Source organism: Patescibacteria group bacterium (assembly GCA_035549555.1).
In the GTDB taxonomy this organism is placed as follows: Bacteria; Patescibacteriota; Microgenomatia; order UBA8517; family UBA8517; genus Co84-156.
Map to the genome: position 1 here is coordinate 591,551 of DASZQR010000010.1, position 25,825 is coordinate 617,375.

Genomic DNA, 25,825 nt, shown 5'->3' on the forward strand with positions numbered 1-25,825 from the left:
ATTGTAGCAGAACTTATTTAATTTTAAATTTATCCTCTGAAGATTTCCTTGAAAGCTCCTGATGTTCGCGAAGCATTTCTTCAAATTTATTTTTATCCAAATTAACTCCTTTTTTTCCAACCAACTCTTGTGTGATTTCAAATGGAAATCCCTCACTTTGCATCAAATCAAATGCAAATTTTTCATCTATATCTTTAATATCAGTTTTATTTATCCTTTTGACTCCGTTTTCCAAAGCTCTTCCAAACTTTTCAAGTTCAGAAGTTATTTCAGCTTGCACTTTTACCAAATCTTTTTTATCCAAATATAAAGAATAAATATCAAAAACTTTTTCTACAATAACAAACATTTCATTAAAATCTTTTTGAGACAAATCAATATTTAAATTTCTCATTTGAAGAGCCGCACGTCGCAGCAATCTTCTTAAAACATATCCTTGCAATTTATTACTTGGGGTGACCCCGTTTGCAATCAAAAATGTTGAAGCCTTAATGTGATCTGTAATAATTCTCATTGAAGATTGATAATCTTCATATTTCTTACCAGAAAGCTCTTCTATTTTTTCAATGACAGGCCAAAATAAATCTGACTTAAAAATATCAGGGTCATTACTTGTTGCAGCAGTTAATCTCTCAAGTCCTCCTCCAAAATCCACATTTTTATTTGGAAGCTCTACAAGTTTCCCGTCAACCTTTTTGTACTGGATAAAAACAGAATTCCCAATTTCCAAAAATCTACCACAGTCACAATTAGGATGACATTCTTTACCATATTTCGGATCGTGCTTTACGTTTTCAAACTCAAAAAAGATTTCACTATCAGGTCCTCCTACTTCTCCATCTCTCATATTTTCAGGTGGCCCTGAAATACTCCACCAATTTTTATTTTTATAATAATGAATTCTTTCATCAGAAATTCCCAATTCTCTCCACAATTTATATGTTTCCTCGTCTTTAGGTACGCTTTCATTTCCTTCATAAAGTGTTACATGAATATTTTCAGGATTAAGTCCAAGTTCTTTTATAATAAATTCCCAAATCCAGGGGATTTGCTCCTTTTTGAAATAATCTCCTAAACTCCAATTCCCAAGCATTTCAAACAACGTATCGTGTCGATTGTCACCAACCTCTTCAATATCTTGAGATCTAAAACAAGGTTGAGAATCTGTTAATCGTTTACCTTCATCATGAGCTTTACCCAAAAGATATGGAACTAATGGTTGCATTCCAGCTGACGTAAACAAAGTAGTTGGGTCGTCTTTCAAAACAAGCGGAGCAGGTTTAATTATTTTATGTCCTCGTTTTTCAAAAAACTCTAAATATTTTTTACGAACTTCGTTTCCAGTCATGAAGCTATTATAACACGCAGTGTTACAAGCTCAGCTTATACCTATCCTAAAATAATTAATCCAATCAGTCCAATAACTGCAAAGGCAAATATACAGGCTGCTGTATACATCACAGTTTCAATTGCTTGCGTTTTCTTACCGGCAAAAAACAATAAATAAGGTTTATAAAATACAATCAAAGCACATATAAGTGCAGATGCACAAAAAAGAGTTAAAACTACAATCGGAGTCAAAAACGAATCTTGTTTTGGCAAAAATTTATTTGCTTGTCCAAAGAAAAGTCCAACAGCTAAACAATATAAAGTTACGCCAGCAGCTTGAAGTAATCCTTGTTTCCTTGTATCCATTTAATATATTGTAAATCATATAAGCATCGGAGTAGTAGTTCTTTTAGTTGCAGTTTTCTAACTAGTCATATAACCTCAGAAAAACCACCAACTCAAACAAGTATCGAAACTAGTCCTAATACGCAAACAGACTCAAGCAATATTTACTTAACCAAAACTAATGCGTCATATGGAAATTACATGACAGATTTCGCAGGCATGACTCTTTATACTTATGCCAAAGATACAAACGGAGTTAGCAATTGCACAGGAGGTTGCTTGCAAGCTTGGCCAGCATATTCTTCAAAAGCAACAGCCCAAGGGAGTTTTCCAGACGGAATTACAGTCATAACAAGAAGTGATGATGATGGCAGCAAACAATTTGCGTGGCGTGGAATGCCTCTCTACTACTTTGCAAGTGATAAAAATCCAGGAGATATTACAGGCAACGGTGTCGATGGTTTCAATATAGTCAAACTTTAGAACTTCAATTTCGTCTATAATTAATTTATGAAAATAAATTTTACTATTCTTGTTTCTTTAATTCTTTCACTAATCTTCTATTATCTTTTTAAATCCACCTGGTCAAATTCTCTAATAACTATAGTAGGCGTTATTGCAACAGTTCCAGTAATAATTAGTGCGGCAGAATCCCTGAAGGACAAAAAAGTTTCTGTAGATTTACTAGCTTCAATTGCTTTGTTTGTTTCTCTTATTCATCAGGAATGGTCATCGGTTGCCTTTATTAATTTAATGATCACCAGTGCAAGAATTTTTGGAGATTACACGAGAAGCAAAGCAGATGATGCAGTTAAAAGTTTATTAAAGCTTCGCCCCGAAAAAGTAAAAATAAAAGTTGGCCGCGATATTAAAACTGTAGACATACAAAAAGTTCAAGTCGGAGATATTGTAGTTGTTGAAGCAGGAGATAGAATTCCAGTCGACGGAAAAATTATCGAAGGTGAAGGCAGTATTGATCAATCAAGCCTCACCGGAGAATCATTGCCAGTTACTAAAAGTGTTGGCCAGAAAGTTTTATCTTCCACTTTAAATTTATCAGGATCGCTTGAGATTAAAACAGAAAAAGTCGGCGCAGATACAACTTTTGAGAAAATCGTTTCCTTAATTAAAAATGCTCAAAACGAAAAACAGGGAATCCAGGGAGTTGCCGACAAATTCACAACTATTTATATAGTAGTAACCTTATCTCTTTCAATTATTATTTTCACGATCACTAAAAATATTGATTTAATTTTATCCATTCTTCTTGTAACATGTGCTGATGATATCGCAGTTTCTATTCCCATGGCTTTTTGGGGGGCTATCGCAAAAGCTGGGAAACAGGGAATAATTATCAAAGGTAGTGAATATCTTGAAGGTTTATCTAATTTAGAAACAGTTTTATTTGATAAAACAGGAACTCTTACCAAAGGCAATGTTAAAACAGAAAAAATAATTACCTTTAATAAATATAAAAGTCACGAAGCGCTCAAGCTTATCGCAGATCTTGAATCTGTTTCAGAACATCCAATAGCAAAAGCAATCATTGCTCACGCAAAAAACGATGGTCTAAAAATAGAATCTCCAGAAAAATTTGAAGAGTATGCAGGTTTTGGTATCAAAGCAAATTTTGGAAAGCGCGAGGTTATTGCTGGCAAACTTCAGTTTATGAAGAATGAAAAAGTAAAAATAACAAATGAAGAGATGAAAATTGCAAAAGAAAATCAAAGCCAGGGTTTCCAGGTCGTTTACCTGGCAGTTAATAAAAAATTAGCATCAATCCTCACTCTTGCAGATCAAATTCGTCCTGAAGCAAGAATTACTATCTCAGCTCTCAAAAATCAAGGTGTTAAAAATATTGTCATGATTACAGGAGATAATGACTTAGTCGCCGCTCGCGTTGCGAAAGTTGTAGGCATAGAAACATTTCATGCCAATCTTCTTCCTGAAGACAAATTAAATTACATCAAGTCCTACCTGAAATCCTCTAAAGGTAAGGTTGCCATGGTTGGCGATGGTGTCAATGACGCTGCAAGTCTTAAGCTTGCCGATATTGGAATAGCAATGGGAGCAATTGGAGCAGATAGCGCAATCGAGTCAGCAGATATTGCTCTAATGCAAGATAATTTGTTAAAACTCACGACTGCAATCAATTTAAGCAAATACACTAAAAACATTGCTCGCCAAAATTTCTTTTTATGGGGAGCAACAAACGCATTAGGGCTTGGGTTAGTTTTTGGAAATTTTATAGGTCCGCAAGGTGCTGCAGCTTATAATTTTGCAACTGACTTTCTTCCAATTTTTAACGCCTTAAGAGTTTTCAGATATAAAATAAATTAAATTTGCTGTCCGTGGCTGCCTGTTTCCCTTTTCTTTCTAAAAAACTCCAACACTCCAGTTAATTTATCAGGTCTTATTAATCCTCCACCCAAAATTGCATCTTCAAGTAAACTATTTAATCTTCTTATCGTGCGTCTTAAATCAAGTATGACTAAAGTCACTTGAACTCCCACAAAAATAAAAAGTATCGCTAAAGCTACAACGACAATTGTTAATAAAGTTTCTACTCCACTCATAATCTTATTGTAACAGGACCTTAATTGTACGCGCGACAGTGCTCACTTTTCCAGCCCTAGATTTTGCCGTAATATCAATTTCTTTTGTGTCAGTTGCAACATCAACTTGTGCCGCAAAGCTTCCGTCATCATTCACTATTACGCTTTGCCCATTAATAATGACAGTTGCATCAGGATCTGTCTTTCCATTTACATTCACTTCAGGTTGGTTAATTATTTCATTTTGTGTCGGATTGTTTACTATTAAATTTGGTGAACTATTAAATTTCCTATATTGAAATCCAAGGTATCCGACAACAATTAAAATAATAATTAAAACTCCAACAATAAAAGTCATACGCGGACCCCAGCTAAATCTCCGTCTTACTTCTTTAAAATTTTTTGGCTTATCAACTATTTTTATCAAAGATGGGGGATAGCTACGGCGAAAAATTGAAACTGCTTGATTCTCATCAATATCCAAAAAATGCGCAATTGATTTTACAAATCCATTTGTAATACTAAATGGCGGCAATTTCTCCCAGTTTGCTTCTTCAATTGCAGCAATAAATTCAGTACGTATATGAGTCATCTCTCCCAAATCGCTTCGAGATAGATTTTCTTTATAACGTGCCTGTTTTATTAAATCTCCAATAGTTTTCATGATGTCTCAGAAGTTATTCCGAAGCCGCTTGTCCGCCGCTTAAAAAGCTTTCTGCATCTTTTATTTTCACCTCGCGTGGTTTTGCTCCGTCAGCAGGTCCTACAACCCCAGCAGCTTCAAGTTGATCAAGTATACGTGCAGCTCTTGCATATCCAATTGAAAGTCTTCGCTGAAGTAACGAAGCAGAAGCTTTGTCATATTGGCAAATAAGTCTCACGCTCTCTGCAAATAAATCATCAGCATCAGCAGGTGCTCCAGGAACCGAAGAAGATGCTCCTCCAGGCCCAGCCTTAGACATCGATGTAACTTCTTCAGTATATTGTGTTGGCACTCCTTCATTTTTAATAAATGTCACCAAATCTGCAATTTCTTTATCAGAAACAAATGCTCCCTGAATACGTGCAGGCTTTGCAGATTCCGGTGGCAAATAAAGCATGTCTCCTTTACCCAATAATTTTTCAGCTCCTTGAGTGTCAAGAATAACTCTTGAATCAACTAAAGACGAAACAGCAAAAGCAATACGAGTTGGAACATTTGCTTTAATAAGCCCTGTAATAACATCAACTGAAGGTCTCTGAGTTGCAAGGACCATATGGATTCCCACAGCTCGTGACATTTGCGCAATACGAGTTATGGAGTCTTCAACTTCTACAGGTGAAAAAAGCATAATATCAGCCAACTCATCAATAAATAAAACTATATACGGAAGTGCTTGAAATCCGCTCATTTCATTATATCCGTCAATATTGCGCGCCCCAGCTTCAGCAAAAAGTTTATATCGCCTGTCCATTTCTGCCATCAGCCAACGAAGCGCCGAAACAACTTTTTCCGGCTCAACAATCACTGGCGTAAGCAAATGGGGAATATTATTATATCCAGTAAGCTCAACCCGTTTCGGATCAACAAGAATTAGTTTAAGTTCTGCTGGTGATGCTCTAAAAAGTAATGATGCCAAAAAAGTATTTATACAGACAGATTTTCCGCTTCCTGTTTGTCCAGCAATAAGTACATGTGGCATTTTTCCAATATCAGCAATTATTGGTTTTCCAGTCACATCAAATCCAAGAGCAACAGCAAGTTTGCTTTTAGCGTTTTGCATAGTCTCGCTATCCATCATTTTCTTCATTGGTACAAATTCAGCCATTCTGTTTGGAAGTTCAATACCCACTAAGTTTCGCCCGGGAATTGGCGCTTCAATTCTTATTGCTCCAGTTGGAGAAGATAGTGCTCTCGCCAAATCACGCTCAAGTCCTGTAATTTTTGCAAGTTTTGTTCCAAGAGCTACTTCAAGTGCATACTGAGTAACTGCAGGTCCCAAGTTTACTTCAACAACGCGCGCTGTCACTCCAAAAGATTCGAGTGTTTGCTCAATAATTTTTGCATTGCCTTTTATATCGCCTCGGTCAGCATGCCCTGCTTGAGTCTGAGTCAAAATAGATTTTGGAGGATACTTCCAAACTTTGGTTTCGCCAGGAACATTACTAATAATTTTCTGTTCCATTTCTGAAGTTTTTTGAGCAGGCGCTGTGTTCTGTTTTTGTGTTTGATTCTCTGTAGAAGAAGTGGCTCCTATGACTTTCAATTCACTTTTATCTTTCAAATTTATAGTCGCCAGAGTTTTATCTCCCAAAATATAACCCTTCAACTTTATTAGTCCTTTTGCAATCAAAGCAAGTATTGTATCAAGCGAAGTATCAAATAAAATGATTATTCCAATAATCATTACTCCCAGATACATTATAAATGCTCCAATATTTGTAAGAAGTGCAGCAACTGATCCAAAAGTAGTTTCCCCAATTTGGCCTCCTTGTACAATTGCATTTAATGAAATAAAAAAAAGCAAAAATCCTACAATCACATTTGGCTGTCCCAAAGGCCTTTTAAATTTCGATAGAAAGAAAGCGCAAGCAACAAAAATAAAAGGTAAAAAAATAGCAGTCCAGGAAAAAAACTGTAGAAGATAGTCGTTTAACTTAACAAGTATCAATCCTTCCCGAGAAAATGAAACAACAACAAGTCCTGCAAGTGCAAAAAAAAGTATCTGGGCAAGACTCTGAGCCGTCTCAGGCTTCATTTTCATTTTATAAGCGCGCTTATCCTTGCGCTTTTTTACGGGTTCACGAGCCATAATTCATTTTAGCACAAAGCTACATATTCAAATCATAATTTGTTATAATCCTTTCACAAATGTTAGAAAACGAACAACTACAACAAGCAGTTGAATTAGGAAAACTACAAGAGCAAAGCAAAACAAGAGGAAACGTTTTAATTATACAGGGAATAACACAACTCTCAGAATTTATGGCACTTTTATATAACAATCAATCTCACATTCCCACCTCTACATTTATCTATGAAACTGCTGTAATTACTTGGGGACTAAATACCACTTATGAAATAATAAATTTATTCATTCAAAACAGAATAAACAGTAAAGTAAACAAACTAAAACAATCATTAAACTATCAACCTGAAAAACCTAAACGAAAAAGTAGAGAAAAAATAAAATTAGGAGATGACGGAGAATTTCTTGAAGATTACGTTGACCCAAACAATAATATTTCTTCATACTTCCACAATCACAGGTAAAATCATTGGCCTTCTCTGCAGTTTCTCAAAGAAATATCTTTCAAGAAAATCAACGCTTGCATCCTTCGCCACCTTTCCATCCATCTGATTTTTCTTTTGTAAATTCTGCATCAGAGCCTTTCCTGCTTCCTGAAGTAGCCCAGTACTTTTTCCGCTGAATACAAATCCTCTTGAAATTATTTCCGGTGCATCTACAATCTTTTGCGTAGCAGAGTCTACTTGTATTATCGCAATTGCAACTCCTTCTCTCGCTAAAACATTGCGGTCTCGTAGTACTACATTTCCAACATCGCCAACTCCAAGTCCGTCAACTAAAACGCTTTTTACAGGAATATGTCCATTAATTTGTGCATTTTTGTTTATAAATTCTAAAACATCTCCTTCTTTTAATTGAAATACATTACGAATATCATTTCCCATATCTTCAGCTATTCGAGCATATTCTCTGTTATGTCTTATCGTTCCTCCAATTGGCACAAAATATTTTGGTTTAATTATTCCAAATAAAAATTTAATATCCTCAATACACCCGTGTCCTGATACATGAAGATCTTCCTGTAAATCATAATAATGCACATCAGCTCCGTCTTCGATAATATGATCTACTACAAAATCAACATTTGTTTTGCTCCCTGGCGGCGCAGGATCTGAAGAAAATATCACCACATCATCTTTAGCAATACTTAAAAATTCATGCTCATTTAAAGCAACACGATAAAGTGCACTTCCTGGCTGCCCATAACTTCCTGATATTATGTACATTATTTGATTATCACGAAGTGACAAGCTCCGCTTATCATTTAGCTTTCCTGCCTGCTTGGCACTTATAACTAAACCATTTGGATAACTCAAAAACCCTAAGTTCTTCGCAATATTTGCTTTTCGATCTATCGAACGTCCCACAAAAACAACTTTACGGTTTAGTTTTTGTGCCACATTAATTGCTTGCTGCATGCGCGATATGTTTGAAGAAATAGTTGTAAAAAATATTTGCCCTTTTGCTTTCTCAGCAATATTGTAAATTTTCCCCTCAAGCGAAGCTTCGCTTTCAGTATGGCCCGGGCTCGTCGCTCCAAGTGCATCAGATGCAAGCATTAAAGTATTTCCTCCCGCAGCCAAAATAGCAGCTCGTTGTACATCAAAAGGTCTTCCGTCAACTGGGGTCCAGTCAAATTTATAATCCGGTACATGGAAAGCTTTTCCTTCGGGAGTTTCTATACAAAAACCAACGCCGTCCGGAACGCTGTGTGAAATTCTAAAACTGCTTACTTTAAAAGGCCCTGCCGCAATCACATCTTTCTCCGGATCAATTATTGTGACTTTAGGAGCGGCAGTTTCATAGTCCTCAAATTTATCTTGAATAAAAGCTGCCACTAACTTAGTTGCATAAATCGGAGCTTGAACATCTTTAAGTAAAAAGGGGAGAGCACCAATATGATCTTCATGCCCATGAGTAATAAAAATTCCCTTCAATTTATTTTTATTTTCTTTTATATAAGTAAAGTCCGGAATAATTAAATCAACTCCGTACATTTCAGGTTCTGGAAAACCAACTCCGCAGTCAACTACAATCATTGAGTCACCTGACTCATAGACATAGCAGTTCTCAGTAACTCCAGTTGTTCCAGATATTGGTATAAATTTAAGACTCATATTAAACTATCTTGTTTCATTTCTTCTTTTGTATTCTCTTCAATAATTTTTGGTAATTTCAAAAAATCTTCTTTAAAGCTTGTCATCATATTTCCGTTTCGAAGTGCTGCTGCAGGATGATACATCGGCACCACAACTAAATTCAAGTTATGCCATTTTATTCTTTTTTCTTTTCCATGAACAGTGCTGATTTTTACTTCAGACAAAAATTTCCCCATACTAAATCTTCCCAAAGTCACAATCACCTTTGGTTTTATTATTTCAATAATTTTATCTAAATATTTTCCATAAGCACCAAGCTCTTCAGGAAGAGGATCGCGATTTTCCGGCGGCCGGTGATGCACCACATTTGTTACAAAGACATCTTTTCTATGTAGTCCTATAGATTCCAAAGTTTTATCAAGTAATTTTCCTGCCGCTCCCACAAACGGCAATCCTTGTTGATCTTCATTAAACCCTGGCCCCTCGCCAATAAAAAGTATTTTGCTGTTTGGTGTGCCGTTTCCAAAAACCAGATTCGTCGCGCCATTTTTAAGTGGAAGCAGATCATCCTTAAGCATTTCCTCTCGAAGTTTAGTAAGTTCTTCTCTTTTACTCATTGTGGTAAATAATTCTTGGCATTAGTAGGGGAGATCGTGACGCTTTGCGACTTTCCTTCCACAATTTCTCTCGCAACTTTACGGACAACTCCATCAATTGTTCTCTCAAGTGTACGAATTCCGCCGTCATAGCCAAGTGGTCTTACAATTTGCGGCCAAACATTTTCATCAAACGAAAGCTGTTGATCAGTTAATCCTGCTTCTTTCATTTTATGCGGAAGGACATATTGCCTTGCAATCATAATTTTTTCCTGATCTGTATAACTTGGCATTTGTAATGGCTCAAGGCGATCCAATACTGCTGTCGCAATATTTGTTGTATTATTTGCTGTTGCAATAAAAAGCACTTCAGACAAATCAAATGGGAAATCTATGTAATGATCAACAAATGCACTATTTTGTCCAGGATCAAGAAGTTCAACCAAAACTCCCATGATCGATGAACGTCCCTCAGCAGTTACACGATCAATTTCATCAAGAAGTATTACAGGATTCTTACTGCCGCAAGTGCGAAGTGCTTTTATAATTTTTCCCGGTTCTGCTTCAGGATGAAGTCTTGATTGTCCGCGAAGATCAAGCGGATCTCCCATTCCTCCAAAGGGAATTCTTGCAAACTTTCGTCCCATAGCTTCAGCAATGCTTAAAGCAATTGTCGTTTTTCCAGTTCCAACAAGTCCCACAAAGCAAAGAATTGGAGCTCTCGCTATATCTTTCGTATCGGCTCCTTTTAGTTTCATTACAGACAAATATTCAAAAATTCTGTCTTTAATTTCTCCAAGGCCATAATGATGTGAATCTAAAACTTTCTTTGCATAATCTAAATCTAAAATATCTTTCGTACGATTTTGCCAAGGTAGGGAAGTGATCCAATCAACATAACTGGTTAATCTGTCTACTTCAGTTAAAAATGCATCAGTTCCACTAAGTTTATCAAGTTGATTAAGTTTCACATTTACTTGAGATCTCAGTTCTTCAGGTAAATATGTTTTATTTATTTTATCTTCTAAATTATTTAAATCAGAATTATTGAGAGCCATATTCCAACTAAGCTTACCATAATTGATAAAACTTTATAATTAACTTATAATCTCATCTGTGGGAGAAAGAATACAATCAATAGGTAATGCCCAAAGTTCCCGTGTCAGAACTGAAGTTCAGCTTCCTTACGGTCAAGAAGATTCAATCGGCATAGACACAACTTATGCAACACAATTAATACATTTAGCAGGATTCCGACATTTAAAAATAGTAAGTAAAAATAATGGTGACGTATCTTCTGTCGAAGCTCAAATTATAGGCAGATCTGGAAACTCTGCAATTATGGGTGCAACTAAAGTAAACGAAGTTGCAATACAATCAAATGAATTGAATCCAGATAAACATATAAAGGGAAATAGTAAACATTACTCATGGCCAGAGTTACAAGTTAACTTAAACACAAGTGAAATAAGACAAAGAATAAACGACAAAGGTTTAGCAACCAAAAATTCCTCAGAATGGTCTAATCAAATTAATTTAGCTATAAAACAGGCAATTAGAAAACAAGGCACTGAACACTTACTTCTTAGTAAGACCACTCTAACTGACAAACTGGATGGATTTCAAATTGTATTATGTTTTGGAAGTATAATAGCCGGCGAAGCTTACCCTATATATCCTACCATAATAATTGGACTAACCCAGGGTGCAAGAATCGTGCGTTCTTTTGAAAACCTACAAGGACTTGAAAACTTCAAAGAAGGCCGTGGTTACAGACTTTCCTTAATTCCAGGAATTGAAATTGATAGATGGCTTCTTCTTCAAGCTTACTCCCGCGTTAAACCATTAGTTGCTCCTTTGAATAATAAATAAAATAGGGAAGTGGTAATAAATTTTTAAGGCTGAATAATTTTTTACAAAAATTTATGCAAATCTTCTGAAGTATTATGCCGAAGGCACAAGCTCTGCTTATTTGTTTTCTTCAACAAATCTGCTAGCTGGAAAATGAGGTCCGCCTTGTTCCCCATCATTTCTTCCTCGTGAAAATCCTCTATCGTTTCTGTGAAAATCTCTCCTCTGTCCGCCAAAACTTCTTCTTGGCCCTCGATCATCTCGTCTGCCAAAACCGCCCCGTCTGTCTCCTCCTCTGAAGCCTCCACGTCCTCCTCGATCTCCGCCGTTGCGGTCAGATTTTTGTTTATCAGTCGATGGATCCATTCTCATTGAAAGATTAATTCTGCCCATTTGATCAACTTCTTTTACTCTCACCTTTACTTTATCTCCTACTTTTACTTTGCTTTCAGCATTGTCGACAAATTCTTCTGGATTCTCGCTCATATCAGATACATGAACCATGCCGTCTTTGCCTGGAAGTATTTGTACAAAAGCTCCAAATGGCTGAATACGAACTACTTCTCCTTCATAAATTTCTCCAGGTTGTACTTCTTTTACAAGTCCTTCAATCCAATCTACTGCTTTCTGCATTGCCTCACTGTCAATTGCAGAAATATTTACGCTTCCATCATCTTCCACTTTTACATCAGCTCCAGTTTCTGCAACTATTTTCTTAATTGTTTTGCCTCCGCTGCCTACAACTTCGCCGATTTTTGCTGGATCAATTTTGATTGTCTTTATCTTTGGTGCATATTTTGAAACTGATTGCCTTGGTTCTGCAATTGCAGCTTTTATTTTATCCATAATTTCTTTTCTTGCTGCCTTTGATTGTTCAAGTGCTTCTCCCAAAATTTTAGGAGTTAATTGTAAAGTTTTTACATCAAGCTGAAGTGCAGTAATTCCTTTATCAGTCCCTGTAACTTTAAAATCCATGTCACCATTAAAATCTTCAAGTCCAATAATGTCAGTTAATACTGCATATTTTTTATCATCTTCAACAATTAAACCCATTGCAATTCCTGAAACTGGAGATTTTATTGGAACTCCGGCATCCATCAAAGCAAGTGTGCTTCCGCAGGTGCTTGCCATGGAAGTTGAACCATTTGAGCTCATGACTTCAGAATTTACTTGAATTGTATATGGAAAATCTTTCATAGAAGGAACAACTGGTTGCAATGCTCGCTCTGCAAGTGCCCCATGTCCAATTTCGCGTCTGTTTGGAGATCCTACTTTTCCGGTCTCTCCAGTTGTAAAAGGAGCCATTGTGTAGTAATGCATGTAATTTTTCTCTTCTTCTCCTTCTGCTGTTTCAAGCAGTTGTGATACTTGGCTTGTTCCAAGAGTTGCAATCGACAGGACCTGTGTTTGTCCTCTTGTAAATATTGCAGATCCGTGTGTTCGTGGAAGTACGCCAACTTCAATCCAAATTGGTCTTATTTCTGTGTGGCTTCGTCCGTCTGGTCGCTTTCCAGAAAGTAAAATTTCTCGTACTGCTTTCTTAAATAATTTTTCATAAACTTCAGCAGCTTCTATTTTTTCGCTATCTTTTTCAAAAGAATCAATTATTGCATTCTTAAGTTCAAAAAACATCCCCCCAGCCATTTCTTTTGTGGCCATTTCAGGAATAATTTCATCAAATTTGTTTCCAATTGCCTTTTTAACTTTCTCTTCAATTGTTTTATCGTATTTATGTTCAACTACAACTTGTTTTGTCTTCCCTACTTCTTTTGCAAATTCATTTATCAATTTTATTAAAACTTGTCCTTCATCCTGTGCAAAAGCAATTCCTTTTTGTACTTCTTCCTCGCTTACTTCTGCGGCGCCTGCTTCAACCATTACAACTGCTTTGTCAGTTGCAGAAACTACAAGATCAAGACTTGATTCTTGCATTTGAGAATCTGTTGGATTCAAAATGTATTGTCCATCTTTAAGTCCTACGCAGATTGGAGCAACTGGCCCCATCCAAGGAACAGTGCTCATCGCAAGTGCTGCAGAAACTGCAGTAGCTCCAACAATTTTTGGATCATTTTCTTTATCTACTGATAAAACTGTAACAATAACCTGTACTTCATTGCGGTATTCTTTTGGAAACAAAGGTCTAATGCTACGATCAATTACTCTTGAAGTTAAAATCTCTTCATCAGATGGTTTTCCGTCTCGTTTTACCCATCTGCTTCCTTTTATCCTTCCTCCAGCATAAAGTTTTTCCTGATAATCAACTGTTAGAGGTAAAAAGTCTACAACCATTTTTGGGGTTGCAGATACTACAGTCGCAAGCACTACTGTTTCGCCGTATGTAGCTAGAACTGCTCCATCAGCTTGTCCAGCTATTTTTCCTGTTTGAAGTGTAAGTTTTCGTCCGCCAAGATCAATGGACTTTTCTATCATGTTATCAGCTTTAGCTGACAAGCTCTGCTTATTTTTCTTCATTTTTATTTGATTTCTTTAATCCTAATCCTTGTGAGAGTTTATCAAATCTCTCTTTATCTCTTTTTTGGAGATAGCTTAAAAGTCTGCGTCGCTTTGCAACCATTGATAAAAGGCCGCGTCTTGAGTTTACATCTTTTCCATGTTCACCTAAATGTTTTACTAATTTCTCAATCTGAGAAGTAAGTAACGCAATTTGTACTTCAGGGCTTCCAGTATCGCCTTTTTCTCGAGCGTACTTTTTAATTATAGATTGTTTCTCGTCTATTTGTAATGCCATACATGTCATCAGTAACAAAGTAATGATATTTCAATCAAAACTGTGTTTACGATCTTAAGTAGTATATCACTACTTTGTTAAATCTGCAAAAGCCTTTGCTCTCTTCAAAAACAACTCTGTCTCTACTTTTTTGTGTAGTACTGTATGGCTTTGACCAAAACTGTTTAAGTCACCAAGTCTTTGTTTGTATTCAGGAAAAAGTATAGAAAGTCTTCCAACCAAAAAGTCCAAGCCATCTAATAATTCACCCATCCTTTCAATATTCATAGGCAGTACATTTCCAAAATCACGATAATATTCAGCAATAGCGAAAAATTCTTCATCATTATCTGCAATAAACTTCGCACCAGCTTCAATCAAAAACTCTGGATTGGTTAATCTCGAATTTAATTCTGCAGCTCCTAAATTTTGTTCGTTATCCGCTTTTGACATTTTAACTTACTGAAGTCCCTTTAAAAATCTTTGGTTCTGTCCATGAAGTTGGAACATCGCTTGGCATAGTTGGGATGGCTCCAGTTGGAAAATCTTCAGCTTGCACTTGTCCTTGATTCAATCTCTTCCCTCCGTCGCGCATTAATTCTGAAATAAGTGCAAATGTATCAGCAGTTACACCAGAATTTGCAAAATGGTTTGTTGTTTCTTCAATTCCCATAAGCAAGTTTGTTGCAATATCGTTTGTAATTTCGTATCCGCTTGCTTTAATTAAATTTGCTGTTAATTCTGAAATACTTGAAGCTTGTGATGCCAAAGATGCAATTGTTTTTCCGGTCAATGTTAATGGGTTAATTCCCACATGAGCAAGTGCTACACTTGCAAGCTCTTCTTTTTTCAAAACTGGGAAACTTTCATCTCCTTTTCCTCCAATTAAAATGACATAATCAGCTGCAATTCCTTCGTAGCCCACAATTACTTGATCCTGATTTGGCGGAGCAACATTCACTTTTGGAACTATTGTCAATTTAAATTGTCCATCGTCAATATCCCAGGAAACTTTCTCAATTCCTTGAGGATTATATCCTGAAAAACTTAAAGTAAGATTTTTATTTCCAAGTTCGCTTTTTATCTTATTTACGCCAATTAATCGGTTATATTCAACAATCATTGGGCTTGGGCAATATTCGTTTACCTCTTTATCTTTATCAGTTGTCATAGCTTGATAAAGAGCCGTAGCTGAAGCCACCTCATCAAAAGATGGATTCTCCGGTAATAAAATCAAAATAGATTTTGCTGTACTTATAACTGATTTAAGTGAATTTTGCATATTTCAACTTACGCGACCGATAGTAACATATCATGAGCCTCAAAATCAAGTTGCGGCAGCATTAAGATTCCACATTCTTCTCCCTGCTTTACTTCAAGCGCTTCTACTTTTTGTTTTCTTATCGAAGTGATCTTGACTCTCCCTAATTCTTTTTCTCCTCTCATTAGTTTCACGCTTGTTCCTTTAGTAATTTTCCCGCTTATAATTTTGCATCCGGCAACTCTTTTATCATTAAACGGAAAACTTGCAATTATTTCAGCCTTCCCTAAAATTTCTTCCTTTCCCTTTTCTAAAATTTCAGAAAGTTTATCAAGCAAATCGTAAATTACATCATATCTTTCTAATTTAACGCTTTCTGTTTCAGCAAGTTTCTTTATTTGATTTGAAAATTTTGATTCAAACAAATAAATATCAGCGTTTCCTGCTTTTGCAATAAAAATATCTGATTCAATAACATCGCCCACCCCTGACGCAACAACTTGAACCCCTGCTGGAACATTAGCAAGAAGTGCCTCAAGGCTTCCTGCCGTTTTTGCCTTCACAAATATTTTTAATTTAGCTTCTGTGTTATTAGAAATCTTATTTTCAACTTTCTTTTCTTCATGTACTTCAGAAGAAATAATACTACCTACTTTTGGAAGTTCATCAAATCCAAGCACCTGCGCTGGATACCCAGCAATCACTTCTTTAGTCGGTTTTTGATTGTCATCAAATAAACCTTTTACTTTTGCTTTTAAAGTATTTGCAAAAATTTCATCCCCTATTTTAATTTTTCCGCTCTTTAAAACAATTGATACAAGCTGTCCTCTTTTATCTTTTGCAGTTTCAATTACATATCCATTAAGTGGGTCATTTTCGTTCCCTTTTATTTCATTTACTTCACTTACTAAACTGATTAAATCCAAAAGTTCATTTATTCCTTCTCCAGTCTTCGAAGAAACGCCAATATAACTCACATCTCCTCCGCGTTTTTCAAAATAGACTCCTTCTTTTTCAAGCGATTGCAATGCTATTTCAATATTAGCTGTTGGTAAATCGATTTTTGTTACAGCAACCACAAATGGTGTTTGTGATTCTTGTAAAAGCTTTATTGCTTCTTTAGTTTGCGGTTGCGCTCCGTCATCCGCTGCAACAACCAAAATCGCAATATCTGCCATATTTACTCCCCGCGATCTCATGTTTGCAAAAAGTGCATGCCCTGGAGTATCAATAAAAGTTATTTTTGAATCGTTCGAAGTTGTAGCTACGCTTGCTCCAATTGATTGTGTAATTCCTCCAGCTTCCCTTTTTGTTACAGATGTTTTGCGTATTGCATCAAGCAGTGAAGTTTTTCCATGATCGACATGGCCGACTACAGTTACAATGGGAACTCTTGTATTCATAAATTGCGCCTATCATTTCTCTTGAGTTTCTTCTTTTGCTAAAAACTCTTCTTTTTTCTCATCGCTTTCTTTTGGTTTTTCTTCTTTTAGCTCTTCATGTACCTCTTCAGCTTTCTTCGTTTCGTCAGCTTTTATGTCTATCTCGTATCCAGTTAACTTCGATGCAAGGCGTACATTTTGCCCGTTTGCTCCAATTGCAATTGAAAGTGCATCGGCAGCTACTTCAACAGTAGCTTTTTTCTCTTTCTTCTCAAGTTTAATTGAAATTACTTCAACTGGAGAAAGTGATGCTTTTACAAAATCTTTTTCTTCATCAGTCCAAGCTATAATATCAATTCGCTCTCCTCCAAGTTCATTTGTAACAGCCTGTACACGCACTCCTTTTTGCCCAACACAGCTTCCAACTGGATCAACGCCGCTTTGATTTGAATAAACGGCGATTTTAGTACGAATTCCAGCTTCTCTTGAAATTGCTTTTATCTGTACATTGCCTGAGGAGATTTCAGGAACTTCTCGTTCAAATAATTTCTTTACAAACTCTTCAGAATTGCGCGATAATATTATTTCTTGTCCTCGTGGAGTTTCTTTTACTTCTTCAAATAAAAAAGTTAATCTTTGGTTAAGATTTAATCTTTCGTTTGGAATCCTTTTGTCATAAGGCATTATTCCTTCAGCTTTCCCAATTTCAACTCGCACATCTCCGCCATCAAAGCGAAGAACCATTCCTGAAACCAAAGTTCCCACTTTCCCTTCAAATTGTGCAATAACTGCTCCGTGTTCTGCTTCTCGAAGTTTCTGATGAATTACTTGTTTTGCAGTTTGTGCAGCAATACGTCCAAATCCAGGAGGAGTTACGTCTTCTTTGTTTTCTCCAGTTTCGACATCTGATGCAAAAATTCTCATTTCACCGCTTACTGGATGAATCTCGACATCATAATTTTTAATTTCTGTATCAATTCCTTCTTCTCTTGCATCTCGCTTATATGCAGCAATTATTGCTTGCTTTACTTGTTCAATAATTACATCTGCATCAAGCCCTGTTTGGGTAGCAACTGCTTTAAGTGCTTGTGCAAATTCTGTTCTAGCTGTTTGTGCTGGCATAATGTGTTAATAAAAAAGGCGGGAACTTTCCCACCTAACTAAAAGTAGTTTACGCTTATTACTTTTTGAAGTCAAACAAATGTTTTTTGTTTTATAATTAATTGTGTCAGAAACAGAAATCAATAACCGTGAACAGAGTTTTATATACTTTAAAGAGGGCCCAAAATTAAAACAAGTCCTCGACCATCCCGTTCCTCGAACCAATATGATCACATCAATTCCAGAAGGTGTTCCATTCAATCGAGGGTATGAAAATAAAATAACTGAAGCAGAAGGAATTAATCAAATTTCCAATTATATAAATGAGGTCAAAACAATTTCACAAAAAAATAGTAACAAAAATTCGCAGGAAACTCTCCAACTCGCAACATCGTTCGGAGAAAACTTAGTATTTCTTGGCGAACACGAACTCCAAGAAGCATCATATGGACTAGCACGACACATTATTGAAACCGCACAACAAGGAAAAACAGTCTACTTATATCCCTATCAAGACAGAAGCCCGCAATACATAACACTTAGAATTCTAGAAGAGATAGATTCACAAACAGAACAATTCCCTGAAATAAGAGGAAGGATTAAATTAGAAACAGACACTTCAGCAATAGCTAGGCGCTGTGCAATAGATCCAGACCATTCAAAGGTTCTCATACCAGACGATTTCATATTAAGTGGAACCAAACTAAAAGGAGCTATGGGTCAAGTTAACAGTGAACTTTTAAAAAAGGAGTTGGATCCTAAAAAAATAATTGAAGGAGTAGTTATAGCAAGCCCGATAAGAGATAACGAGAATCTTAAATCACTTACAGAATATGGCAATATTATCTCTTATTATGGAATTCCAGAAGTCAAAAATCCTTCAGGTGGATGGATGTTTGACTCAGGAGTTGCAATGACGGGAAGCTGGTGTTCTGTTGATTACGGATTCCAAACAACAATAAAGCGACTTCATGATTATCTGAGTAAACAAAACGATAATCTTCCAACACCAAAACTTTACAACATTCAAAGACCATACGAAAAAGATGAAAAAAGAACTACTGAATACAAAGATCTGGATTTACAACGAATGTGGGAAAAAGTGAAACGAAAGTATGCTCTTTATCCAGGCATTCATCCTTAATTTACTCATAAACCTTCTCTTTTCATCTCTTCCACAATTTGTTTCTGTTCCCTTGTTAAACGCGATGGAGTTTCAATATTTATTTTTATATATTCATCTCCTCGCCCTCGTCCGCTAATTCTCGGAGCTCCTTCTCCATGCAGTCTCATCATGGTACCAGCTTGTGTTCCATTTCTTATCTTTATTTTTATTTCCTTTTCAATTGTTGGCACTTTTATTTCTCCGCCTAAGATGGCCATCGAAAAAGGAATTTTTACATTCACCAAAATATCATCACCATCTCGTTCAAACATTTCATGTGGTTTAACATTCACTGTGACTCTAAAGTCGCGAAAATCAATTGTATTCCCATTATTAACTCCAGCAGGGATTTTAATTGTTCTCTTCTTTCCATCAATCTCTACATTTCTAGAAACTCCCTTCATTGCTTCCATAAAATCAATTGTTAATGAATAGCGAGGTTTTGCAGCTTGTCTTCCTCCAAACGGATTTCCCCCTCCAAAAAATTGAGAAAATATATCAAAAGGATCTCCAAAATCTCCAAAAGGGTTTTGCCCGTCAGCGGTACTATATGTATAACTATAGCTTCCGTTTCCCCCAAAAGGATTTCCCCCTGCAAAAGGATTGCCTCCTCCTCGTGCATTTGGGTCAGCTCCAGCATCAAACATTTGTTTCTTTTGTGGATTACTCAACACTTGATAAGCTTCATTTATTTCTTTAAATTTTTTCTCTGCAGCTTCTTTGTCATTCGGATGACGGTCAGGATGCCACTCCAAAGCAAGCTTACGGTAAGCCTTTTTTATTTCTTCTGCTGTTGCAGATTTTGATACCCCAAGTGTATCGTAATAATTAGCAGCCATATATTCCCAGTGCTAATTATACTACACAAACTATTCTTTTTCTGCAATAATAAAATTGATGAATTTAAAAACTGCCACATTTATTTCAATTCTAATTACATTGATAATTAGTGTTCTAACTCTTCCATATATAAATTACAAAAAACCAACTCTTCAAATAAATTACACTAAAATTGAGATCAACTCCTCAAATCCGCCAAAAGGTTGGGCAAAATACGATGCAGATGATTTTTCAATTTATTATCCTGCAGATAGAATCGAAAAACATGTCCAAGATGGCGAGGATCATGATGGTTTTGCTCTCTGTTTTGTAGGCGACGCTTCATGTAGTGTTAGTGAAGTTTCTGTATACCCAACAACTTTTAGCACTACAACAGATTGGCAAATAGCTTATGAAAAAGCAAATATAGATGCAACTTATCCACAAAAATATTTAATGATAATTTATCCAAATCTAAATTTCGACGGTAATCCAGGAATTGGAAGTATTTTTGGGCAAGCTTATAAATTTGATGGAATCCAAAATAAATTAGACACTGCAGTTATTGAAAATAAAAACAAAGTCTACGGAATCACTTATGATTCCACAAATCCTCTTGACATCCAAATCCTTTCTACTCTGAAGTTTAAATAATTATTTACCAATCAGCTTAATCTCAAGTTCTCTCATTCTGTTTACAGAGTTTTCATCAAAATCTATTGCACTGCATATATTTATACCGAGCAATAAATATTCTTTTGATTCGTCCGGTGTTAATTTCGGATATGGATTAAATCCTCCCTCTAAAAACTTAAGATTCCTTGCATAATACTGATCAAGATCTAATGATAAACCAACTGGGTGCGAAGTATGATGTTCTCTACTCATTCCACTACCTGTCCCTCTTCAGCTTTATCTTTTTCTGAAGCATTCTCATCTTTCTTTTCTTCTGTGTTCTCTTCTTTTTGTTCTCCAGAAGCTGGTTGTTGACCTTTATACATTGCCTGTCCTATTTCAGATAAAGTTTCAGACAAAGCTTTAGTTTTCTCTTCAATTTCATCTTTAGAGCCTTTTTCCATTACATCTTTAAGGTCTTTTATTTTGGCTTCAACTTTTTCTTTTACATCAGCTGGCACTTTATCTCCTCCATCTTTAAGTGCCTTCTCAGCGGTTGTAATCAAAGCATCAGCTTGATTTTTGAGCTTAATTTCTTCAGCTTTTTTCTCATCCTCTGCTTTATTTTTCTCAGCTTCTTCCTGCATTCGTTTTACTTCATCATCAGAAAGGCCTACAGCTCCAGTAATTTGAATATTTTGTGTCTTTCCAGTTGCTTTATCTTTTGCAGTCACCTTAAGAATTCCGCTGCTGTCCATATCAAAAGTAACTTCAACTTGAGGAACTCCTCTTGGTGCTGGTGGAATTCCATCAAGTGTAAATGTTCCCAAAGTTTTATTGTCATTACTGAGTGGTCTCTCTCCTTGAGTCACATGAATTTGTACCTGTGTTTGGTTATCGCTTGCCGTCGAAAAAGTTTCTGTCTTGCTTGTTGGAATAGTTGTATTTCTTGGAATCATTGGCGTTGCAACTCCTCCCATTGTTTCAATTGCCAAAGTAAGTGGTGTTACATCAAGTAACAAAATATCTTTTACTTCTCCTCCAAGAATTCCTCCTTGAATTGCAGCTCCAACAGCAACAACCTCATCTGGATTAACTGATTGGTTTGGATCTTTTCCAAAAAATTGCTTAACTGTTTCTACAACCTTTGGCATACGAGTCATTCCTCCAACCATAATCACTTCGTCAATATCTTTCGCGCTTAATTTAGAATCCTTCAAACACTCTTCGACTGGTTTAATTGTTTTTTGAATCAAATCATCAACTAATCCTTCAAGTTTGGCGCGTGTTAATTTCATTGTTAAATGAAGCGGCTGTCCGTCGTGTTGTGTAATATAAGGCTGATTAATTTCTACCTCTTCAGCAGCGCTTAATTCAATTTTTGCTTTTTCAGCTGCATCTCGAACTCTTTGAAGCGCTTGTGGATCTTTTTTAAGATCAACGCTCGTTTCTTTCTTAAATTCTTCACAAATATAATCAACTATCTTTGCATCAAAATCATCTCCTCCAAGGTGTGTATCTCCGTTTGTGGCTTTTACCTCAAAGACTCCGTCTCCAAGTTCAAGTACTGAAATATCAAAGGTTCCTCCTCCAAGATCGTAAACTGCGATTTTCTGATTTGCTTTCTTTTCCATTCCGTAAGCAAGAGCAGCAGCAGTTGGTTCGTTTATAATGCGTTCTACTTTAAGTCCTGCAATTTCTCCAGCTTGTTTTGTAGCTTGTCTTTGCGCATCATCAAAATATGCAGGGACTGTAATTACAGCGCGGTCTACAGTTTCCCCTAAATATTTCTCAGCATCTTTTTTGAGTTTCATCAAAACTCGTGATCCAATTTCCTGGGGAGTAAATGTTTTACCATCAACTTCAATATCAGCCATTTCATTTTTACCCTTAACAATTTTGTAAGGCACCATATCGATAGTTCTTTGTACTTCTTTGTCTTCAAATCGACGACCCATTAAACGTTTTGCAGAGTAAATTGTATTTTTTGGATTAAGAATCATTTGGCGCTTTGCAACGTCCCCTACAAGATTTTTAATTGGCTCAACCACAGAAGGTGTAGTATTTTTTCCAGTATCAACTCCAGGAATAACTTTTGGTCTTCCGGCTTCAAGTACAGCAACGCAGCTGTTTGTAGTCCCTAAATCAATTCCAATTATTTTCGACATATTTATTTAATAAAGCTCTATTAGCACTAATATATAACGACTGCCAATTCCTTGTCAAGAGGCTTTTTCAGCCTCATTTTTCTTAAAAACTTTTACTCTTGCATGCCTTACAACCATTCCGTCCATAAATTTCCATCCATTTGTTAAAACTTCAGCAATTTGATTATTCTTTTCTTTATCTTCAACTATTTCAATTGCCTCCATTGTATTTTCATCAAAAGTTTCATCAACTTTTGGATTTATCTCCTCAAGTCCTTCTTGTTTTAAAACATCCTTAAATTGTCCAACTGTTATTGCAAGCCCAGCATCTTTCAAATGTTTTTGTGCCATTTCAAAACCATCAAGCACAGGAAGTAGGTTTTGAATTAATTTTTCAGTTGCAAATTTTATCCATGTGATTTTTTCTTCTTGGGTTCTCTTTTGCAGATTATCATAATCAGCAAGAGTGCGAGCAAGTTGATTTTTAAGTATCTCAACTTCAATATTTTCTTTTTTATTTTCCTGTTTCTTTTGTTTCATATTTCTTTGCCGTATCTTTCTTTTAAAAGAAAGTACGAGTTATACTAATAATTCTTCAAGTAAAGTTCTAAAATACCGAACACTTGGAATCATATTTGGCGCCTGTCTAAATGGTCCAATTACTCCAATTGCACCGTGTCGTCCATTTATATCAAATCTTGTTGCAACAACTCCAAGGTCAGATAGCATTGGCCAAGAAAGCTCCTGTCCAAAAAGAATTTCAACCGGGCTCATTCCTGTAAGTCTCTCAAAAAAAAGTTCATGTACCAAATTCGCTTCTTCAATCATGGAAAAAATTCTCTGGCAAACTTCCAAAGTTTCAAATTCAGGATTATCAAAAACATTTTTCATTCCCGCTCTCCAAACATCTCCTTCGTCAGTTGCAGCTACAGCCAAGCTATGTGTTTTATTAGCTAGCGCTTGTGTTGCATTACTCATTAATTTATCAAAGTCATCCTTTGCACTTGCTACTTGTTCTTTTGCCTGCACTTCATCAACTACTCCCAGTTGTTTCTCTTCCATAAGTTGGTTTATATAAAATTTCATCGCCATTGGAGTAGGAATTCTTCCGCTTGAAGTATGAGGTTGCTTTAAATATTTCATAGCTGTCAAATTAACCATTTCAGCGCGGATTGTTGCAGGAGAAATTCCTAAATTATATTTTTTTTCAAGAGCATTTGACCCAACAGGAGTCGCAGTTGCAATAAACTCTTCAATAATCGATTTAAGTATCTGAGTTTGTCTCGAAGTTAAAGCACCAGTCATCTTAGCACTAATATAATACGACTGCTAGGACCTTGTCAAGCTCACGATACTCCGTTTTCAAGGTCTTCGGCTGGTTCTGTAGGTGTTCGCAAAATAAATCCTCTCTTCGACCAAATTGTCATCCATATGTCATTTAACTCCTGTGACTTCAAAACAAAAGACAATACTATATATATAACCATCCCAATAATTGCAACAAGCCCTGTAAGCACAATCAAATTAAGAGTATATCTTGTATCAATTACAAGCGTCTGAAATGCAATTGGTCTTGCTATTTTGATAGGATCCCATTTATCAAAAAACTTAAGTAAATAATACATTACTCCCCCTGAAACAATGCAAGCAAAGAATGTTTTTGACAATGGCAATATTACTTTGACCAAAGAAAAGTTTTTGATTTTACGTTTCAAAACAATCAGTAAAATTATTGTTTCAATGAAAGCGCCAATCGAATAAGCAAATCCAAGTGCCCAGGAAGACATGTGAAGGCTACTTACCAAAAATATACTTGATACAATCACAAACGAATCTCCAATTACAGAAATAATTACAGGAGTTTGCGTATCATGAAGTGCATAAAACCCTCTCGCAAGCATTGGCACAAAAGTCTGAAAGACGATCCCTACGCTAAATCCCGTTAATACCATCCCTGTCTCGACTGTTGCATCCCAATCAAATTTATAAGTTCCAAATAAAATTCTAACAATAGGAATACGAAGAACTATCAATAAAGTAACAACAGGAGCAACCAAAAAAAACATTTGGTAAATTGTCCTAAATAAAATATCGCGGAATTTTGGTAAGTTTTCATTTTCCCGAGTTAAAGTTGGCAGTGCTGCCTTTGCCAAACTTGTTCCAAAAAGCCGGACAGGCGCAGCCTGTAATGAATTGGCAAGGGTAAAATATCCATAAGAAGCAACAGAAATTAAAGATGCAAAATAAAGCACGACTGTATCAGCAATTTGTTGAAATCCCAAATCAACAAGCCTTGGAGCAGCAAGTTTTGCAATATCTTTCACTCCGTCGTTTGGTTTTATATTTTTTCCAAATCTAAATCCAAGCTGATAAGCAAGTGGTAATTGAATCAAAAAATGCGTTAATGCTCCAAGAACTACTCCAACAGCAGGTGCCATAAGCCCAAGTTGTTTATGAAGTAGCACTGTTCCAATTATTAATCCCAAATTATAAAATACAGGAGCAAGTGCAGGAATCAAAAATCTTCTCAAAGATTCAAGAACACTAGTTAATACATAACTAATCACAAAAATTCCTTGTGCAAAAAACATCACCCGTGCCAAGTTTGCAATTAAATGAATCTCAGCTCCTGTATATCCTGGTGCAATCAAAGAATAAAATTGGTCTGCAAAAATCCCAATCAGTATTGCAAAAAAGGCAAATGAAATTAAACAAATATTTACAGTGCGGCTTGCAGTCTCCCATGCTTCTTTATTCCCTCGTCGAAGTAATTTTGTAAAAATCGGTATAAAAGCAGAAGCAAACATTCCATAAACAAGAACAGAAAAAACAAGATCAGGCAATCTAAATGCTGCAGAAAAAAGCGAAAATTGGTCCTGATCAAAAAAGGTTAATATCACACGCTTTTGCAGCAATCCCAAAATAAGCGATGAAAATGTCATCACCATAATTACATTTGCAGCAGAAAGGATTGAAGTCTGCTCTGATAAAAATATTTTCTTGGACTTATTAAGAATTTGATTCATGCCTGAATTTATATTAT

At 36.0% G+C, this 25,825-nt stretch carries 26 protein-coding genes; 6 read left to right on the forward strand and 20 right to left on the reverse strand.

Annotated features, from left to right (window positions below; genetic code table 11):
* Positions 1-13: 13 nt before the first annotated feature.
* Complete coding sequence (locus VG895_04085) at positions 14-1,348, reverse strand: alanine--tRNA ligase-related protein (protein HWA52207.1); 1,335 nt, start codon at positions 1,346-1,348, stop codon at positions 14-16.
* 41 nt (positions 1,349-1,389) lie between these two features.
* Positions 1,390-1,695: a hypothetical protein gene (locus tag VG895_04090; GenBank protein ID HWA52208.1), complete on the reverse strand. Its 306-nt coding sequence runs from the start codon at positions 1,693-1,695 to the stop codon at positions 1,390-1,392.
* Here VG895_04090 and VG895_04095 point away from each other — a divergent pair.
* The gene (locus VG895_04095; protein ID HWA52209.1) at positions 1,678-2,157 is read left to right on the forward strand and encodes a hypothetical protein; all 480 of its coding nucleotides are present in this window, start codon (positions 1,678-1,680) and stop codon (positions 2,155-2,157) included. The two genes, VG895_04090 and VG895_04095, sit on opposite strands and share 18 nt — an antisense overlap.
* 27 nt (positions 2,158-2,184) lie before the next feature.
* Positions 2,185-4,014: a cation-translocating P-type ATPase gene (locus tag VG895_04100; protein HWA52210.1), complete on the forward strand. Its 1,830-nt coding sequence runs from the start codon at positions 2,185-2,187 to the stop codon at positions 4,012-4,014.
* Here the strand turns inward: VG895_04100 and VG895_04105 are convergent.
* The 3 genes from VG895_04105 to VG895_04115 are packed head-to-tail and all read right to left on the reverse strand — an operon-like array spanning position 4,011 to position 7,021.
* Entirely contained in the window at positions 4,011-4,250 is a 240-nt protein-coding gene (locus tag VG895_04105) for a hypothetical protein (GenBank protein ID HWA52211.1), read from the reverse strand. The two genes, VG895_04100 and VG895_04105, sit on opposite strands and share 4 nt — an antisense overlap.
* A 4-nt stretch (positions 4,251-4,254) precedes the next feature.
* Positions 4,255-4,893, reverse strand: a complete 639-nt coding sequence (locus VG895_04110) for a helix-turn-helix domain-containing protein (GenBank protein ID HWA52212.1) — start codon at positions 4,891-4,893, stop codon at positions 4,255-4,257.
* A 13-nt stretch (positions 4,894-4,906) separates the two neighbouring features.
* The gene (locus VG895_04115) at positions 4,907-7,021 is read right to left on the reverse strand and encodes a DNA translocase FtsK (GenBank protein ID HWA52213.1); all 2,115 of its coding nucleotides are present in this window, start codon (positions 7,019-7,021) and stop codon (positions 4,907-4,909) included.
* Between the two features lie 59 nt (positions 7,022-7,080).
* On the opposite strand from VG895_04115, the gene VG895_04120 reads away from it, so the two are divergent.
* A complete protein-coding gene (locus VG895_04120) occupies positions 7,081-7,482 on the forward strand; it encodes a hypothetical protein (protein HWA52214.1) in 402 nt (133 codons plus the stop codon).
* Here the strand turns inward: VG895_04120 and VG895_04125 are convergent.
* Genes VG895_04125 through VG895_04135 form a run of 3 tightly spaced genes read right to left on the reverse strand, consistent with a single transcriptional unit; the run spans position 7,459 to position 10,771 of the window.
* The gene (locus VG895_04125; GenBank protein HWA52215.1) at positions 7,459-9,135 is read right to left on the reverse strand and encodes a ribonuclease J; all 1,677 of its coding nucleotides are present in this window, start codon (positions 9,133-9,135) and stop codon (positions 7,459-7,461) included. The two genes, VG895_04120 and VG895_04125, sit on opposite strands and share 24 nt — an antisense overlap.
* Complete coding sequence (locus VG895_04130; GenBank protein ID HWA52216.1) at positions 9,132-9,734, reverse strand: uracil-DNA glycosylase; 603 nt, start codon at positions 9,732-9,734, stop codon at positions 9,132-9,134. The genes VG895_04125 and VG895_04130 overlap by 4 nt, the downstream gene beginning before the upstream one ends.
* Positions 9,731-10,771 carry an AAA family ATPase gene (locus VG895_04135; protein HWA52217.1) on the reverse strand — a complete coding sequence of 347 codons (1,041 nt, stop codon included), beginning with the start codon at positions 10,769-10,771 and terminating at the stop codon, positions 9,731-9,733. Before VG895_04135 ends, VG895_04130 begins: the two co-directional genes overlap by 4 nt.
* Before the next feature lie 58 nt (positions 10,772-10,829).
* On the opposite strand from VG895_04135, the gene VG895_04140 reads away from it, so the two are divergent.
* A complete protein-coding gene (locus tag VG895_04140) occupies positions 10,830-11,585 on the forward strand; it encodes a hypothetical protein (GenBank protein ID HWA52218.1) in 756 nt (251 codons plus the stop codon).
* A 96-nt stretch (positions 11,586-11,681) separates the two neighbouring features.
* Here VG895_04140 and pnp read toward each other — a convergent pair whose 3' ends face one another.
* The 6 genes from pnp to nusA all read right to left on the reverse strand — a co-directional run bounded on the left by pnp (position 11,682) and on the right by nusA (position 18,057).
* Positions 11,682-14,036 carry a polyribonucleotide nucleotidyltransferase gene (gene pnp, locus VG895_04145; protein ID HWA52219.1) on the reverse strand — a complete coding sequence of 785 codons (2,355 nt, stop codon included), beginning with the start codon at positions 14,034-14,036 and terminating at the stop codon, positions 11,682-11,684.
* Complete coding sequence (gene rpsO, locus VG895_04150) at positions 14,023-14,313, reverse strand: 30S ribosomal protein S15 (protein ID HWA52220.1); 291 nt, start codon at positions 14,311-14,313, stop codon at positions 14,023-14,025. The genes pnp and rpsO overlap by 14 nt, the downstream gene beginning before the upstream one ends.
* Positions 14,314-14,382: 69 nt before the next feature.
* Entirely contained in the window at positions 14,383-14,745 is a 363-nt protein-coding gene (locus VG895_04155; GenBank protein HWA52221.1) for a hypothetical protein, read from the reverse strand.
* Position 14,746: 1 nt separating this feature from the next.
* A complete protein-coding gene (locus tag VG895_04160) occupies positions 14,747-15,574 on the reverse strand; it encodes a hypothetical protein (protein HWA52222.1) in 828 nt (275 codons plus the stop codon).
* An 8-nt stretch (positions 15,575-15,582) separates the two neighbouring features.
* Positions 15,583-16,956: a translation initiation factor IF-2 gene (locus VG895_04165; protein HWA52223.1), complete on the reverse strand. Its 1,374-nt coding sequence runs from the start codon at positions 16,954-16,956 to the stop codon at positions 15,583-15,585.
* A gap of 12 nt (positions 16,957-16,968) precedes the next feature.
* Positions 16,969-18,057, reverse strand: coding sequence for a transcription termination factor NusA (gene nusA / locus VG895_04170; protein ID HWA52224.1), 1,089 nt, complete (start codon positions 18,055-18,057; stop codon positions 16,969-16,971).
* Between the two features lie 103 nt (positions 18,058-18,160).
* Between nusA and VG895_04175 the strand changes: the two genes are divergently transcribed.
* A complete protein-coding gene (locus tag VG895_04175) occupies positions 18,161-19,180 on the forward strand; it encodes a hypothetical protein (GenBank protein ID HWA52225.1) in 1,020 nt (339 codons plus the stop codon).
* Positions 19,181-19,185: 5 nt separating this feature from the next.
* On the opposite strand, the gene VG895_04180 is transcribed toward VG895_04175, so the two are convergent.
* On the reverse strand, positions 19,186-20,040 hold the full coding sequence (locus tag VG895_04180; protein ID HWA52226.1) for a DnaJ C-terminal domain-containing protein: 855 nt from the start codon (positions 20,038-20,040) through the stop codon (positions 19,186-19,188).
* Between the two features lie 58 nt (positions 20,041-20,098).
* Between VG895_04180 and VG895_04185 the strand changes: the two genes are divergently transcribed.
* The gene (locus VG895_04185) at positions 20,099-20,674 is read left to right on the forward strand and encodes a hypothetical protein (protein ID HWA52227.1); all 576 of its coding nucleotides are present in this window, start codon (positions 20,099-20,101) and stop codon (positions 20,672-20,674) included.
* Here VG895_04185 and VG895_04190 read toward each other — a convergent pair whose 3' ends face one another.
* The 5 genes from VG895_04190 to murJ are packed head-to-tail and all read right to left on the reverse strand — an operon-like array spanning position 20,675 to position 25,808.
* Positions 20,675-20,908 carry a hypothetical protein gene (locus VG895_04190; protein HWA52228.1) on the reverse strand — a complete coding sequence of 78 codons (234 nt, stop codon included), beginning with the start codon at positions 20,906-20,908 and terminating at the stop codon, positions 20,675-20,677.
* Positions 20,905-22,803: a molecular chaperone DnaK gene (gene dnaK, locus VG895_04195; GenBank protein HWA52229.1), complete on the reverse strand. Its 1,899-nt coding sequence runs from the start codon at positions 22,801-22,803 to the stop codon at positions 20,905-20,907. Before dnaK ends, VG895_04190 begins: the two co-directional genes overlap by 4 nt.
* Before the next feature lie 54 nt (positions 22,804-22,857).
* Positions 22,858-23,322, reverse strand: a complete 465-nt coding sequence (locus tag VG895_04200; GenBank protein HWA52230.1) for a nucleotide exchange factor GrpE — start codon at positions 23,320-23,322, stop codon at positions 22,858-22,860.
* Positions 23,323-23,361: 39 nt separating this feature from the next.
* Positions 23,362-24,087, reverse strand: coding sequence for a hypothetical protein (locus VG895_04205; protein HWA52231.1), 726 nt, complete (start codon positions 24,085-24,087; stop codon positions 23,362-23,364).
* Positions 24,088-24,128: 41 nt separating this feature from the next.
* Positions 24,129-25,808, reverse strand: coding sequence for a murein biosynthesis integral membrane protein MurJ (murJ, locus tag VG895_04210; protein HWA52232.1), 1,680 nt, complete (start codon positions 25,806-25,808; stop codon positions 24,129-24,131).
* Between the last annotated feature and the right edge of the window lie 17 nt (positions 25,809-25,825).

Excerpts from the sequence above, each read along its gene's own strand:
- pnp (HWA52219.1), bottom strand. The coding sequence starts at position 14,036 with ATGAAGAAAAATAAGCAGAGCTTGTCAGCTAAAGCTGATAACATGATA.
- VG895_04125 (HWA52215.1), bottom strand. The coding sequence starts at position 9,135 with ATGAGTCTTAAATTTATACCAATATCTGGAACAACTGGAGTTACTGAG.
- VG895_04085 (HWA52207.1), bottom strand. The coding sequence starts at position 1,348 with ATGACTGGAAACGAAGTTCGTAAAAAATATTTAGAGTTTTTTGAAAAA.
- VG895_04120 (HWA52214.1), top strand. The coding sequence starts at position 7,081 with ATGTTAGAAAACGAACAACTACAACAAGCAGTTGAATTAGGAAAACTA.
- VG895_04090 (HWA52208.1), bottom strand. The coding sequence starts at position 1,695 with ATGGATACAAGGAAACAAGGATTACTTCAAGCTGCTGGCGTAACTTTA.
- murJ (HWA52232.1), bottom strand. The coding sequence starts at position 25,808 with ATGAATCAAATTCTTAATAAGTCCAAGAAAATATTTTTATCAGAGCAG.
- VG895_04100 (HWA52210.1), top strand. The coding sequence starts at position 2,185 with ATGAAAATAAATTTTACTATTCTTGTTTCTTTAATTCTTTCACTAATC.
- VG895_04105 (HWA52211.1), bottom strand. The coding sequence starts at position 4,250 with ATGAGTGGAGTAGAAACTTTATTAACAATTGTCGTTGTAGCTTTAGCG.
- VG895_04110 (HWA52212.1), bottom strand. The coding sequence starts at position 4,893 with ATGAAAACTATTGGAGATTTAATAAAACAGGCACGTTATAAAGAAAAT.
- VG895_04135 (HWA52217.1), bottom strand. The coding sequence starts at position 10,771 with ATGGCTCTCAATAATTCTGATTTAAATAATTTAGAAGATAAAATAAAT.
- dnaK (HWA52229.1), bottom strand. The coding sequence starts at position 22,803 with ATGTCGAAAATAATTGGAATTGATTTAGGGACTACAAACAGCTGCGTT.
- VG895_04185 (HWA52227.1), top strand. The coding sequence starts at position 20,099 with ATGAATTTAAAAACTGCCACATTTATTTCAATTCTAATTACATTGATA.
- rpsO (HWA52220.1), bottom strand. The coding sequence starts at position 14,313 with ATGGCATTACAAATAGACGAGAAACAATCTATAATTAAAAAGTACGCT.
- nusA (HWA52224.1), bottom strand. The coding sequence starts at position 18,057 with ATGCCAGCACAAACAGCTAGAACAGAATTTGCACAAGCACTTAAAGCA.
- VG895_04155 (HWA52221.1), bottom strand. The coding sequence starts at position 14,745 with ATGTCAAAAGCGGATAACGAACAAAATTTAGGAGCTGCAGAATTAAAT.
- VG895_04160 (HWA52222.1), bottom strand. The coding sequence starts at position 15,574 with ATGCAAAATTCACTTAAATCAGTTATAAGTACAGCAAAATCTATTTTG.
- VG895_04180 (HWA52226.1), bottom strand. The coding sequence starts at position 20,040 with ATGGCTGCTAATTATTACGATACACTTGGGGTATCAAAATCTGCAACA.
- VG895_04200 (HWA52230.1), bottom strand. The coding sequence starts at position 23,322 with ATGAAACAAAAGAAACAGGAAAATAAAAAAGAAAATATTGAAGTTGAG.
- VG895_04130 (HWA52216.1), bottom strand. The coding sequence starts at position 9,734 with ATGAGTAAAAGAGAAGAACTTACTAAACTTCGAGAGGAAATGCTTAAG.
- VG895_04165 (HWA52223.1), bottom strand. The coding sequence starts at position 16,956 with ATGAATACAAGAGTTCCCATTGTAACTGTAGTCGGCCATGTCGATCAT.
- VG895_04205 (HWA52231.1), bottom strand. The coding sequence starts at position 24,087 with ATGACTGGTGCTTTAACTTCGAGACAAACTCAGATACTTAAATCGATT.
- VG895_04190 (HWA52228.1), bottom strand. The coding sequence starts at position 20,908 with ATGAGTAGAGAACATCATACTTCGCACCCAGTTGGTTTATCATTAGAT.
- VG895_04115 (HWA52213.1), bottom strand. The coding sequence starts at position 7,021 with ATGGCTCGTGAACCCGTAAAAAAGCGCAAGGATAAGCGCGCTTATAAA.